General features: G+C 66.8%; 10 protein-coding genes. 6 read left to right on the forward strand and 4 right to left on the reverse strand.

Features of this window, described 5'->3' with window-relative positions:
• Nucleotides 1-60: 60 nt before the first annotated feature.
• Genes V3B46_RS05375 through V3B46_RS05390 form a run of 4 tightly spaced genes read left to right on the forward strand, consistent with a single transcriptional unit; the run spans nucleotide 61 to nucleotide 4,763 of the window.
• Nucleotides 61-1,461 carry a TolC family protein gene (locus V3B46_RS05375; protein WP_329891315.1) on the forward strand — a complete coding sequence of 467 codons (1,401 nt, stop codon included), beginning with the start codon at nucleotides 61-63 and terminating at the stop codon, nucleotides 1,459-1,461.
• Complete coding sequence (locus V3B46_RS05380) at nucleotides 1,454-2,467, forward strand: HlyD family secretion protein (protein WP_329891316.1); 1,014 nt, start codon at nucleotides 1,454-1,456, stop codon at nucleotides 2,465-2,467. Before V3B46_RS05375 ends, V3B46_RS05380 begins: the two co-directional genes overlap by 8 nt.
• Entirely contained in the window at nucleotides 2,452-3,639 is a 1,188-nt protein-coding gene (locus V3B46_RS05385) for an ABC transporter permease (RefSeq protein ID WP_329891317.1), read from the forward strand. Before V3B46_RS05380 ends, V3B46_RS05385 begins: the two co-directional genes overlap by 16 nt.
• Nucleotides 3,636-4,763 (forward strand): ABC transporter permease, encoded by a 1,128-nt coding sequence (locus V3B46_RS05390; RefSeq protein WP_329891318.1) that lies wholly within the window; start codon nucleotides 3,636-3,638, stop codon nucleotides 4,761-4,763. Before V3B46_RS05385 ends, V3B46_RS05390 begins: the two co-directional genes overlap by 4 nt.
• 125 nt (nucleotides 4,764-4,888) lie before the next feature.
• Here V3B46_RS05390 and V3B46_RS05395 read toward each other — a convergent pair whose 3' ends face one another.
• Nucleotides 4,889-5,257 carry a glycine zipper 2TM domain-containing protein gene (locus V3B46_RS05395; RefSeq protein ID WP_032127541.1) on the reverse strand — a complete coding sequence of 123 codons (369 nt, stop codon included), beginning with the start codon at nucleotides 5,255-5,257 and terminating at the stop codon, nucleotides 4,889-4,891.
• A 166-nt stretch (nucleotides 5,258-5,423) separates the two neighbouring features.
• A complete protein-coding gene (locus tag V3B46_RS05400) occupies nucleotides 5,424-7,646 on the reverse strand; it encodes a methyl-accepting chemotaxis protein (RefSeq protein ID WP_329891319.1) in 2,223 nt (740 codons plus the stop codon).
• 281 nt (nucleotides 7,647-7,927) lie between these two features.
• On the opposite strand from V3B46_RS05400, the gene V3B46_RS05405 reads away from it, so the two are divergent.
• Nucleotides 7,928-8,320: a barstar family protein gene (locus V3B46_RS05405; RefSeq protein ID WP_049424493.1), complete on the forward strand. Its 393-nt coding sequence runs from the start codon at nucleotides 7,928-7,930 to the stop codon at nucleotides 8,318-8,320.
• Nucleotides 8,321-8,349: 29 nt separating this feature from the next.
• Here the strand turns inward: V3B46_RS05405 and V3B46_RS05410 are convergent, their stop codons facing one another.
• Both V3B46_RS05410 and V3B46_RS05415 read right to left on the reverse strand, forming a co-directional pair.
• Nucleotides 8,350-9,342 carry a glycosyltransferase gene (locus V3B46_RS05410; RefSeq protein WP_329891320.1) on the reverse strand — a complete coding sequence of 331 codons (993 nt, stop codon included), beginning with the start codon at nucleotides 9,340-9,342 and terminating at the stop codon, nucleotides 8,350-8,352.
• Nucleotides 9,342-10,619: an O-antigen ligase family protein gene (locus V3B46_RS05415; protein ID WP_154262808.1), complete on the reverse strand. Its 1,278-nt coding sequence runs from the start codon at nucleotides 10,617-10,619 to the stop codon at nucleotides 9,342-9,344. The genes V3B46_RS05410 and V3B46_RS05415 overlap by 1 nt, the downstream gene beginning before the upstream one ends.
• A 340-nt stretch (nucleotides 10,620-10,959) precedes the next feature.
• On the opposite strand from V3B46_RS05415, the gene mutS reads away from it, so the two are divergent.
• Nucleotides 10,960-13,515 (forward strand): DNA mismatch repair protein MutS, encoded by a 2,556-nt coding sequence (mutS, locus tag V3B46_RS05420; protein WP_329891483.1) that lies wholly within the window; start codon nucleotides 10,960-10,962, stop codon nucleotides 13,513-13,515.
• The last annotated feature ends 42 nt before the right edge of the window (nucleotides 13,516-13,557 follow it).

The following is a 13,557-nucleotide window of genomic DNA, read 5'->3' on the forward strand; positions in this document are numbered from 1 at the left end:
AGACCCGGGCTTCACGCCGCGCGCACTACCGTTTGCGCACTTCTTCACCATTGGGACGGCATGGGCGTGATCGGCCGACGTACAAGGATGCACGGCGCGAAGGCCGCGCTGGCGCTGGCAGCCTGCCTGCCACTGGCCTCGGCGGCGCAGCCCCTCACCGATGCCCCCGCATTGGACTGGGAACAGGCGCGGCAGCGCCTGGAGCAGGTCTCCGACGCACTGGCCGCCGCCGATGCAGCGGTGCGCAACAAGCAGGACCTGCAGGACGCCACCCGCCTGCTGCGCCTGCCGGAGATCACCGGCGAAGTGCGCCGCCTGCAGTTCCAGAAGACCCTCACCCTGCCACTGGGTTCGCTGGCACCGGTGGCCGAGGCCTATGGCATCGACTCGCCGCTGTCGTTCACCGAACGCGACTGGCGTACCCGCCCGGTAGTGACCGCGGTGCTGCCGCTGTACACCGGCGGCGTGATTCCGGCTGCGCAACGTGCGGCCAGCGCGGCGCACGAACAGGCCAGTGCCGAGCGCGAGGCTCAGCGCCAATCGCTGACCGTGCAGCTGGCCCAGGCTTATTTCGGCCAGCGCCTGGCCGAGCAGGCAGTGGATGTGCGCCGCGACGTACGCGATGGCCTCAACCGCCACCTGTCCGACGCGGAGAAGCTGGAACGCGAGGGCTTCGCCACCCGTGCACAGCGCCTGCAGGCCACCGTGGCCCGCGACAAGGCCGAGCGCGAATACCAGAAGACGGTGAACGACCTGGCCACGTTGAAGGCGGCGCTGGCCACGCTGCTGCGCAGTGGTGGCGAGGTACAGCCGGTGTCGCCGCTGTTCGTGCAGCGCGTGCCACTGGAACCGGTCGCCAGCTTCGAGCGCACTGCGCAGGCGCGCCAGCCGCAGATCGCCCGCCTGCGGGCGATGGTGGCGCAGGCCGAACAGGGCGTGCGCGTGCAGCAGGCCAAGCTGAAACCGCAGATCTTCGCCTTCGGCCAGTACGACTTCCGCCGCCGCGACGAGATGCTGACCGATCCGGACTGGGCCTTCGGTATCGGCCTGAAGTACACCTTCCTGTCACCGAACTCACGGCCGGCGCAGATCAGCGCCGCGCGTGCACAGCAGGAACAGGCCGAAGCAGGCCTGCGCGAAGCCGAGAACCAGGTCGCCCTGGGCGTGCGCAAGGCCTGGAATGAGCTGGAAACCGCACGCCAGCAATACGTGCTGCTGGACAGCAGCATCGCCCAGGCACAGGAGAACCTGCGCCTGCAGGAGCTGGCGTTCCGCGAAGGCCAGGCGACTTCGCTGGATGTGATCGACGCGCGGCTCGGCCTGGGCGGCGCCCGTGTCGAGCGCGCACAGGCCGCCTACCAATACGATATTGCGCTGGCACAGTTGCTGGAGGTCAGTGGACAGATGGACCGTTTCGAAGAGTTCCGACGGCGTGCGGACGAGGTGATCGACCATGAGTGATGTGCTGCACGACGATGCGACGACGCCCCCCGGCAAGCGTCGGCTGGGACCGATCCTGGCTGTGGTATTGCTGATCGTGGTGGTGCTCGGCCTGTGGCTGGCCTGGCGCAGCCCGGGCGACCAGATCCAGGGCATGGCCGATGCGGACACGATCAACGTGGCCGCCAAGATCACCGCGCGCGTGGCCGAACTGAAGGTGCGCGAGGGTGACCGCGTGCAGCCCGGGCAGGTGCTGTTCCTGCTCGACAGCCCGGAAGTGGCCGCCAAGGAACAGCAGGCGCACGGTGCATTGGCCGCCGCACAGGCGGTGGCCGACAAGGCCGACGAAGGCGCGCGCAACGAAGACATCCGCGCCGCCGAAGCGAACTGGAAGCGGGCCGAAGCCGGTGCGACGCTGGCCGAAGCCACCTACAAGCGCGTGCAGAACCTGTTCAACGAAGGGGTGATGACCCGGCAGAAGCGCGATGAAGCAAATGCCCAGGCCATCAGTTCGCGCGAACTGGCCCGTGCCGCCCGCGCGCAGTACGACATGGCGCTGGCCGGCGCACGCGAGCAGGACAAGCGTGCCGCGCAGGGCCAGGTGCAGCAGGCACAGGGCGCGGTGGCCGAAGTCAACGCCGCGCGTGTCGAAGTGGAAGGGCGCGCGCCGGTGGCCGGCGAGATCAACAAGCGCATGGCCGACCCGGGTGAACTGGTGCCGGCCGGCTACCCGGTGTTCACCCTGGTCGACATCGACCGCATGTGGGTAGCGATGAACCTGCGCGAATCGCAGATGCAGGGCCTGAAGGTCGGCAGCAAGCTGCAGGGCAGCGTGCCGGCGCTTGGCCAGGACGGCGAGTTCGAGGTCTATTTCATCAATCCGGCCGGTGACTATGCGACCTGGCGGACCACCCGCCAGTCGTCCGGCTACGATGTCCGCAGCTTCGAGGTGCGGGTGCGCCCGGTACGCCGCATCGAGGGCTTCCGCCCCGGCATGAGCGTGCTGTTCGCATGGCCCCAGCACTGAGCCCCGACAGCAGCAGCTTCGCCGCCAGCTGGCGGCGCGAGCTGCGGTCGCTGCGCGGCAACCGCGCCGACCTGCTGCTGGTCACCCTGCTGCCGCTGCTGATGCTGGCCGTGATGGCGTGGATGTTCACGCCCTCGGTGATGCGCGACATCCCGATCGCTGTGGTCGACCTCGACCACAGCAGCGACAGCCGCCTGCTGCTGCGCATGCTCGATGCCAGCCCCGGCGTGCGCATCGCCAGCCAGCCTGCGGACATGCAAGACGCACGCTCGCAGCTGCGCAGCCTGGACGTGTTCGCCATCGTACTGGTGCCGCGCGATGTCACCCGGCAGGCGTTGCGTGGGCGCCAGGGCACGGTGTTCGCCTACTACAACGCCACCTACATGACCACCGGCCAGTCCGCGGCGCGCGATATCGGCGACGCGATCTCGGCCTGGAACGCACGCCTGCTGCGCGAGCGCATCGGCCTGCAGGTCGGCCCGGGCAAATTGCGTGCGGCACCGATCGCGGTGCAGTCGGACATCCTGTACAACCCGGCGCGCAGCTACGAGCTGTTCCTGCTGCCGCTGATCTTCCCGGCGGTGCTGTCGCTGGTGCTGGCACTTGCGGTGGCCGGCAGCCTCGGCCGCGAGATCCGCGACGGCACCCTGCCCGCCTGGCTGGGCCGCAAGCCGTGGCTGGCGATTGCCGGCAAGGTCGCGCCCTATATCCTGCTGTTCTCGCTGTATGGCGCACTCGGCGTCGGTTACCTGGCCTGGCTGCGCGGCGATGGCGTGGCGGGCAGCGTGCTCCTGCTGCTGCTCGCACAACCCCTGTTCTATCTGGCCACCGCCGCCTACGCGCTGTTCTTCGTCGGCGTCACCCGCGACATGGGCACCGCGCTGTCCGCGGTGGGCCTCAGCATCGGTACTGCACTGGCATTTTCCAGCGCCACCTTCCCGGTGCTGGACGGGCCGTTATTCACCCGCGTCTGGCATCAGCTGCTGCCACTCAGTGCCTATATCAAGCTGCAGACCCAGCAACAGTTCATTGGTTCGCCGCTGCAGGTTTCGGTATGGCCGCTGACCACGTTGCTGCTGATGTCAGTGGTGGCCGGCGGCATCGGTGCACTGCGCCTGATCGCTTTCGCGCGTACGCCCGGGGCCGCGCAAACGGCGGGGGCCGACGCATGAGCGCACTCTGGCGCAGCCTGCGGCAGACGCTGATGGCGGTACTGTGCGACCGCTATGCGATCGTGGTGATGGTCGGCGCAGTGATCCTGTACTCGTTCTTCTACCCGGCCGCGTATCGCCACCAGGTGGCCGGCAACCTGCCGGTACTGGTGGTGGACGAAGACCACAGCGCGACCAGCCGCGAGCTGCTGCGAAAGCTCGACGCGTTGCGGGTCGCACGCGTGGTCGGGCAGCCTGCGGACATCGACAGCGCGCGCCAGCAGCTGGAAGCCGGTCATGCCGAAGGCATCGTACTGATCCCGGCCAACCTGGAGCGCGACATCCTGCGCGGCCACCCGGCCAAGCTGGTGCTGCTCGGCAACGGCGCCTACCTGGGCCGCGCCAGCTGGGTGCTGGGAAGTGTGGCCGAGGCACTGGGCGCATTCGGGCGGGATGCGGTGGTCGGACAGGCCGCCTTCATGGGCGCACCGCAGGCACCGCCGGTCGCGCTGGTGCAGCGCCCGCTGTACAACACCCAGGAAGGCTATGGCAGCGCCATCGTGCCCGGCGTGGCCGAGCTGATCGTGCACCAGACGCTGCTGATGGGCATCGGCGTCCTGCTCGGCGGCCGTCGTCTCGCACTCGGCCGGCGCCTGCGCTTCGACCTGCCGACGCTGGCCGGTATGGCACTGGGTTTCGGCCTGATCGGCCTGTTCGGCCTGTTCTACTACGCCGGTTTCACCGCCTGGGTGCAGGACTATCCGCGTGGCGGCAACCCGTTGGGCCAGTTGTTGGGCGGTACGCTGTTCATCGCCGCCACGGTGGCGTTCGGCCTGTTCGTCGGCAGCTTCTTGCGCACCCGCGAGCGCGCCTTCCAATACATCATCGCCACCTCGATCCCGCTGTTCTTCCTGGCCAACCTGTCGTGGCCAGCGGTGATGACACCGCAACCGCTGGTCTGGCTCGCGCAGCTTCTGCCGACCACCTCAGGCATCAACCTGATGGTGCGCCTGAACCAGATGGACGCCCGCCTGGCCGAAGTCAGCCACGAACTGATCACCCTCACCGCCCTGCTGCTGCTTTACGGCAGCCTCGCCACCTGGCGCCTCCTCGCAAAAAAGGGGACGGAGGGGATTAAGTCGTAAACAGCAAGGTTGGGGGATTGCGACATAATCCCCTCCGTCCCCTTTTCTGAAACGACGAACGCCGGCGCTGGGCCGGCGTTCGAGTACTGCGCGTGGAAGGGGAAGCGGGGTCTGGCTGCGATCGATCAGCGGTAGACGCGTTCGCAACGGCGTTCCACCACGCGGTCGCCGTTCTTCTGCTGGCTGTTGCCCTGGATCTGGCGACCGGCCGCACCACCGGCAACGGCGCCTGCCACGGTGGCCAGCTTTTTGCCGTTGCCGCCGCCAACCTGGTTGCCGAGCAGGCCACCGATCACGGCGCCGGTGGCGGTACCCGTGATGCGGTTCGGATCGCGCGAGTTGCGCTGCACTTCCACGTTCTTGCAGACCACGCGGCTACCGTCGTTGAACTTGCGTCCCTCATCGCGCGGGCCATAGGTCTGCGCGCCGGCCACCGACGAAGCCGCCAGCAGGGTGCCCAGCACAAGCAATCGGGTCGAGGTCTTCATGGCCATCTCCTGAGTTCCGGTATGGCACCAGTGTCCTCCCGCGATTGGCAACCGGAAGTGAAATGCGCGTGTCCGCCACTTCATCGGCCATCGCACGTTCAGCAAGAAAATCCGCGCCCATCGCGACCAGCCGTCGCGATGGGCGCCGTCTCCCTGCCGGCCTTGCCCGCTTCTAGAACTCTTCCCAACCACCCGCATTGGCGGCCAGCGTCGGCTCGATCCGCGGCGACAGCGCCGCGGGCCGCCGTACCGGCGCAACCGATGCCGCCACGGCAGCCAGCGCCGGGCGCACCGCTGCGGCGGCGGTCAGCGCCCCCGTGCGGAACACTGATACGGCCTCGGCCAGCAGGTTCGCCTGCTCCTCCATCGAGCGCGCTGCAGCACTGGCTTCTTCGACCAGCGCGGCATTCTGCTGCGTGGTCTCATCCATCTGCACCACCGCCTGGTTGACCTGTTCGATGCCCGAGCTCTGCTCCTGGGACGCAGCAGAGATATCGGCCATGATGTCGGTCACGCGCTGCACCGAGGCCACGATCTCGCCAATCGTGGTGCCAGCCTGGCGGACCAGCGCCGAGCCGTCGGCGACCTTGCCGACCGAATCCTCGATCAGCCCCTTGATCTCCTTGGCCGCACCGGCCGAGCGCTGTGCCAACGTGCGCACCTCGCTGGCCACTACCGCAAAGCCCCTGCCCTGCTCGCCGGCACGCGCAGCTTCGACCGCCGCGTTCAGCGCGAGGATATTGGTCTGGAAGGCGATGCCATCGATGACCGAGATGATTTCGGCGATCTTCTTCGACGAGGCCTCGATGGCCGACATCGTGGTCACCACCTGGCCCATCACTTCACCGCCCTGGGAGGCAACACCATGCGCGCCGATGGCCAGCTGGTTGGCCTGCCGTGCATGCTCGGCATTCTGCTTCACGGTGGAGGTCAGCTCCTCCATCGATGCCGCCGTTTCTTCCAGGTTCGCCGCCTGCTGTTCGGTACGCCGCGACAGGTCAGTGTTGCCCGAGGCGATCTCGCCCGCTGCCAGGTTGATGCTGGAAGCACTGGCCTGGATGCGGCCGACGATCTGCTTGAGCTGGTCGACGGTGGCATTGCAGTCATCACGCATGCGTGCGAACACGCCATGGAAATCACCCTGCATGCGCACGGTCAGGTCGCCGCGCGAGATGGCCTGCAGCAGGGTCGAGACCTGCACCAGGTTCTCGTCGGTGGCCTGCATCAGGCGATTGAGCCCGGCCACCATGTCGCGGAAATCATAGGCGAAGCGATCTTCGTCGCCGCGCAGGCTGAAGTCGCCTGCCGCAGCCGCTGTCGCCAACCGGCGGATCTCGCTGTTGATCGCCGACAGGCTGGACTTGGTTTCGACCATCGCCTGGGTGATCGCCGCCTTCTCACCGGGCAGCGGGTCCATGTCCACCGATAGATCGCCGCGTGCGTAGTGTTTCATCACCTCGATCAGCCGGTTCTGTACCTGCACGTGCGATCCAACCAGCGCGTTGGTCTCATGCACCATGCGCCCGTAGTCACCGGGGAACGCGCTTTCGTCCATGCGGTAGCTGAGGCTGCCGGCATCGTGCTGGCGGGCCAGCTCCCCCTGTGCCGCCATCACCGACTGCAGCTGTGCCTGCATGCGGTGCATCGACTTCAGCAGCTGGGTCACCTCGTCGTTGCCGGTGGCGTCGATGCTGCTGTCCAGGCGGCCACTGGCGATGCCGTCGGCCAGCTTCACCGCTCCTTCCAGCGGGCGGGTCAGGCTGCGGGTGATCGCCCAGGCCGCCAACGTCCCCAGCAACAGACTCAGTGCCCCGAACGCAATCGACAGCGTGCCGGTCCACGATTCGGTTGCGCGGTACTCTTCGCGGCTGCGTTCGGTCAGTGTTTCCTGGTGGCGCAGCAGGGCCGAAATGGATTCATTCCAGGCCGTTGCCAATCCGTGCTCGGCCAGCAGCTCCTTCGCTGCACCATCAAAATCCCCCGCCTTCATGCGCTCATGCAATTGCCGGGTTGATGCATCGGTGGCCTTGCGGGCCGCCTCGATGCGAGCGACCAGGGTATCGCCGGTAGCGTCACGCGGAATCTTGATGTACTTGGCCCAGATACCGTCATAGGTCCGCGACAACTCCTGGGCACGCTGGTAATCCTTGTCGAACTCGTCACCCCGCTTGATCACCATCAGGCGACGATGCATCAGCACCGCGTTGTTGGTATCAAGCATGTCATTCAACAGGCGCATCTTCACCATGTTGACGTCCACCACTTTCTCGAACTGGGCGGATTTCAGCTGATTCCCATACAGCACCAGGCCGACGATGGCCATGATGAACAGCAGCAGCAGACCGAAGCCGGCGCCAAGCCGGGATCCCACACGGAGATTACGTAAGGCAAGCATCTCAATTCCCTTGATCGTGGCCGTACGTTCGATGGCGGCGCAGCGGAGGGAAACTTTACGGGACTTTATATATGGACCGATCCAAATATATGGAACTGTGCAGGCAGTCAGAAAATTCGGCGGCCGATAATGGCGCCATATCATTATCGAATACCCCTGACACGCAAGCGCCCGATGAAAATCACGCAGGCTTAACACCATAATAGCGCCACCCCCATCCAAGTCGGCCCGGATTATCTGCGCCGGACACAACCGTCGCCCCGGAGGGCTACAGTCTGCAGATGACACGGATCCTGCACATCGAAGGCGCGTCCATCAACGACATCGCCAGCCTCTACGTGGAAATCAATCGCGTGTTCATGGCCGACGAAGACTGGCAGCTGGGCGCAAGCCTGGACGCGCTTGATGACCTGCTGCACGGGGGCTACGGCGCGCTCGCCGGTCATGCCACCGCCACGGTGGTGTGGCGCGACATCGCCCACAGCCGCGAAGCACTGGGCCGCGAGACCACGCGCGCCTGGCTGCAGTCGAAACTCGATCAGGGCGGCAGGTTCAACGGTCCGGCCATCCACGCTCAGTTGATGGCACTGTCGCTTGGCCAGGGACAGACCTACTTCGAGATCGTCATGGAGATCTTCGGCAGCCATCCGCAGATCACCCTGGTGCCAGGCTGAGCACTCTGCAGCAACCAGCCCCCATCAGCTCAAAGCCTGGCCAGGGCCTCGCCCAGACGGCGTGGGAACGCCACTTCGCTGGCCAGGTGCCATGCGCGTGCATTGGCGCCCAGCCGGGTCCACTCGGCCTCGTCCATCGCCAGCGCACGCTCGACGGCCTGTTCCAGCGCCTTCTCATCCACATGCCAGGTTCTGGACAGATGGCAGGGCTCGCCCTCGTGCGCGGCAACCAGGATGCCGCGGCTGTCGTCGATCATCTGGTTCATCGGCGCGCCATCGCAGGTGATCACCACCGCTCCGCAGCTCATCGCTTCCACCAGGTAATGGCCCCAGCCTTCAGTCTGCGAGAGGCACAGGTGGAACGCATGTTCGTTCTGCATGCGCTGCACTTCCTCATCGGGCAGGCGCTCGCGGACGATCCGCAGATTCACGGCACCGCCCTCATCTTCGTCCGAAGGGCCGCCGCGCAGGATGGTCAGCAAGGGCCATTCAGGGTGCCGCTTCCAGACATTGACGAGTGCAGCCGTTCCCTTCATGCGGCTGGTACCGGCCGCATGCAGGAAGCTGCGCGGCCTGCGCGGCACCGCCGGGTCGTAGCGGTCACGGCTGCAGAAACCGACTTCCAGCGCGCGCATGCCCAGTGCGTTGAAGATGCGCGTGGCTTCTTCGGTCTTGGTCAACAGCGCATCGAACCGCGGCAGGATCCTCAGGCTGCGTGCGGACACCCATTCCGGATTCGGAATCAACAGATTGACCTCGGCCAGTCCGAAGCTTGCCGGCCGGACATGCTCCAGCGAGATGTTGATGTCGAACCGGGCCGGCGTGCGCCCCAGGCTCAGCCACGAGGCCAGCAGCCTGCGCAGGCGCATCCCGCGGAGTTTCCAGGCCCCCCCATTGCGCACCGCGTCCAGACGGCTGACCGTCACCGTGTGCCCGAGCTGCTGCAACGAGCGCTCGATCACCTGGATGTCATGGGACAGACCTCGCTGGTTGTCGGCGGCCAGCAGGTGGATATGCGCCATCAGGAGGGACTCCCTGGCCGGCGCAGATCGCGCGCAGGCAAGGCGGTCGCCAGCATGAAGCCCAGCACCAGGTAGAAATAGAACGAATGCGGCATCGCCCGGTAGAACACGTTGTCCGTGAACGCCGACAGCGCATAGACGATGACCACGGCAAGTCCGGCGGTGGCGATCATCGAGGTGATGTCGTCGGCGTGGCCGAGGCGCCGCACGAAATGAATGCCGGGCAGGATGAAGACCAGCAGCATGATCAGCAGCAACGGCACGCCACCGGTCACTGCCGCTTCCAGGTACTCGTTGTGCGGGTGGTTGTAGCGGAAGATCGACTCGGACACCTCGCCGCGGGCGATGCCCTCACGTGCATAGGTACCGAACTGGTTCAGGCCCACCCCCGCCACGGGATGCTCGGCGAAGGCGTCGACCGCCACGCCCCACATGGCGATGCGCTCGCGGACCGAGCCGACCTCGTTTTCCTGGTTGAAACCGGAGATCTCGCCACTGACCTCACCGAAGCGCTGGATAACCTCATGGTTCAGGACCGAGGTGGCACCGACCACGCCAATGACCAGGGCACCGACGAAGGCCAGTGCCCCCCGCCAGCGCCGGGTGCGCCGGACGTGCACCGCAATCACCATCAGCATGGCGGGAATGAACGCCAGGATCGGCCCGCGGCTCTGCGCCAGGATCGAACCGTAGACGCCGACGGCGATGGCCACGCCGTGCAGCCAGCGTTCGGCCGGATGCACATTGGGCTGGATCAACCGGATCACCGAGAACAACGCCATGCACAGCGTCACCATGGTGAACTCGATGGCCGTCCATTCGCCGCCACTGAAACCGTGCGCGCGTTCGAGGCCCATCACGTGGTGCTGCACGATGCACGACCCGCCGAAGACCAGGGTGGACACGGCGAAGATCTTCCAGATCAGGCGCCAGTCCAGCGCCGTGGCGAACACGGCAGCGGTACCCAGGTAGAGCAGTGTCTGCGCCGGCAGATCCAGCTCGTTCCAGCGCAGCCCGTGCCAGAGGATGCTGTAGAAGGCATAGGCCAGGCGCAGGAAGCAGACGATCACGATGAACCGGGCGATGCGGTAGCGCAGGCGGACATCGGGCTGGCGGCGGATCAGAACCACGCCGGTGACCAGCAGGGCCAGCAGCAGCACCGCCTTCAGCAAGGTGTAGGGTGCGGAGCCGGCAAGCGGAACGATGGCGACCAGGATGCTCAGCAGGACGGTACGCCAGGTGTAACGAGGTTCGGCGGCCATGCAGGCTGCAGTCATGCTTGTTCTTTCCATCAACGCCCGCCCGGGGGATAAGTCGCCCCGGTTTCCATGGAGGCCGTTTGGCGGAAATCGCCGGGGCTGACACTACCGTGGGCCCTTGGGGAAATCAACCAAAGTGCCGGCGCAGGGGCGCAGGCGTTGGCACACGGACAGCCTCCGGGCCCAGCGCGGGTGCCGCGGATCATCGACCGCCCCAGGTCGCTACACTAATGGCCTCTCCGGCCATGCCTGCGCGTGGCCACGCCCCGACGCCCTGCCAAGACGCGAAACGCCCCAAGTGACTGATACGAAAGACAACACCAGCAACGCCAAGGCGTCCAAGGAACACACCCCGCTGATGAAGCAGTTCTTCGCGGCCAAGTCCGATTATCCGGACCTGCTGCTGTTCTTCCGCATGGGTGACTTCTACGAGCTGTTCTATGACGACGCCCGCAAGGCCGCGCGCCTGCTCGACATCACCCTGACCCAGCGCGGCAGCTCCGGGGGCGCACCGATCCCGATGGCCGGCGTACCGGTACATGCCTATGAAGGCTACCTGGCACGGCTGGTGGCGCTGGGCGAATCGGTGGCGATCTGCGAGCAGATCGGTGACCCGGCGCTGGCCAAGGGCCTGGTCGAGCGCAAGGTGGTGCGCATCGTCACCCCCGGCACCGTCACCGACGAAGCCCTGCTGGACGAACGCCGCGACACCCTGCTGATGGCCCTGTCGCGCAGCAAGCAGGGCTACGGCCTGGCCTGGGCCGATCTGGCCGGCGGCCGCTTCCTGGTCAACGAGGTGGAAACCGACGACGCCCTGGAAGCCGAACTGGCACGGCTGGAGCCGGCCGAGCTGCTGGTGCCCGACGAAGAAAACTGGCCGGAGTTCCTGCGCCAGCGCACCGGCGTGCGCCGCCGTGCGCCGTGGCTGTTTGATGCCGACAGCGGCCGCCGCCAGCTGCTGAATTTCTTCAAGCTGCACGACCTGAGCGGCTTCGGCATCGATGACAAGCCGCGCGCCACCGCGGCGGCCGGTGCCCTGCTTGGCTATGTCGAGGAAACCCAGAAGCAGCGCCTGCCGCACCTGACCTCGATCGCGATGGAAACCGCTGGCGAAGCGATCGCGATGAATGCCGCCACCCGCCGCCATCTGGAACTGGATACGCGTGTTGATGGCGACACCCGCAATACGCTGCTGGGTGTGCTCGACAGCACGGTGACGCCGATGGGCGGTCGCCTGCTGCGGCGCTGGCTGCACCGCCCGCTGCGCCTGCGCGAGGTGCTCGTACAGCGCCACCATGCGGTGGAAACCCTGATCGATCGCGGCAGCGATGCGGACATCCGCGAGCAGTTCCGCCGCCTTGGTGACCTGGAACGCATTCTCACCCGCGTCGCGCTGCGTTCGGCGCGGCCGCGCGATTTCTCCACCCTGCGCGACGGCCTGGGCCTGCTGCCGGCGGTGCGCGAGGTGCTGGCGCCGCTGGATTCGCCGCGCCTGCAGACCCTGCACGCCGCGCTGGGCGAGCACGACGAATGCGCGCACCTGCTGGCCAGCGCCATCGCCGAGATGCCGCCGCTGAAGCTGAGCGACGGCGGCGTGCTGGCCGATGGCTTCGATGCCGAGCTGGACGAACTGCGCCGCCTGTCCACCCACGCCGACCAGTTCCTGGTCGACCTGGAACAGCGCGAGCGCGAAAGCAGCGGCATTCCCACCCTGAAAGTGGGCTACAACCGCGTGCATGGCTACTACATCGAAATCAGCAAGGGCCAGTCCGACCGCGCGCCGGTGCACTACACCCGCCGCCAGACGCTGACCAACGCCGAGCGTTACATCACCGAAGAGCTGAAGGCCTTCGAGGACAAGGTACTGTCCGCGCGCGACCGTTCGCTGTCGCGCGAAAAGTATCTGTACGAGCAGCTGCTGGACACGCTGGGCACGCAGCTGGAACCGCTCAAGCAATGCGCCGCCGCATTGAGTGAACTGGACGTGCTGGCCGCCTTCGCCGAACGCGCGCAGGCGCTGGACTGGTCACGCCCGCAGCTGCAGGCAGAGCCGTGCCTGAAGATCGAGCGCGGCCGCCACCCGGTGGTCGAAGCCGTGCGCGAGCAGCCGTTCGAACCGAACGATCTGGACCTGCATCCGGACCGCCGCATGCTGGTCATCACCGGCCCGAACATGGGCGGTAAATCGACCTACATGCGGCAGAACGCGCTGATCGTGCTGCTGGCCCACATCGGCAGCTTCGTGCCAGCCAGCCGTGCGCTGATCGGGCCGATCGACCGCATCCTGACCCGCATCGGCGCCGGCGACGACCTGGCCCGCGGGCAGTCGACCTTCATGGTGGAAATGGCCGAAACCAGCTACATCCTGCATCACGCCACCGCGCATTCACTGGTGCTGATGGACGAGATCGGCCGCGGCACCTCCACCTACGACGGCCTGGCCCTGGCCGACGCGGTGGCCCGTCACCTCGCCTACCAGAACCGCTGCTACACGCTGTTCGCCACCCACTACTTCGAGCTGACCGCGCTGGCCGACGAGCAGCACGAGGGCGGCCGCAGCGGCATCGCCAACGTGCACCTGGATGCCGTCGAGCACGGTGAGGCGCTGGTGTTCATGCACGCAGTGAAGGACGGCCCCGCCAACCGCAGCTTCGGCCTGCAGGTGGCCGCACTGGCCGGCCTGCCGCGCGCCACCGTGGCGCAGGCGCGTCGTCGCCTGGCCGAGCTGGAGCAACGTGGTGGTGAAAGCCATGCCGCCGAACTGGCGCCGCAGGCGCTGGATGCGCCACAGCAGTTCGGGCTGTTCGCAGCACCGTCGAACAAGGCCCAGGAAGCGCTGGCCGCCATCGACCCGGACGAGCTGACCCCGAAACAGGCGCTGGAAGCCCTGTACCGGTTGAAGGCGCTGCTCTAACCGCAGCGCGCGCCCAAGGCCTCCCGCCTACCTTGCGGGAGG

This window comes from Stenotrophomonas sp. SMYL11 (genome assembly GCF_036320005.1).
In the GTDB taxonomy this organism is placed as follows: Bacteria; Pseudomonadota; Gammaproteobacteria; order Xanthomonadales; family Xanthomonadaceae; genus Stenotrophomonas; species Stenotrophomonas maltophilia_A.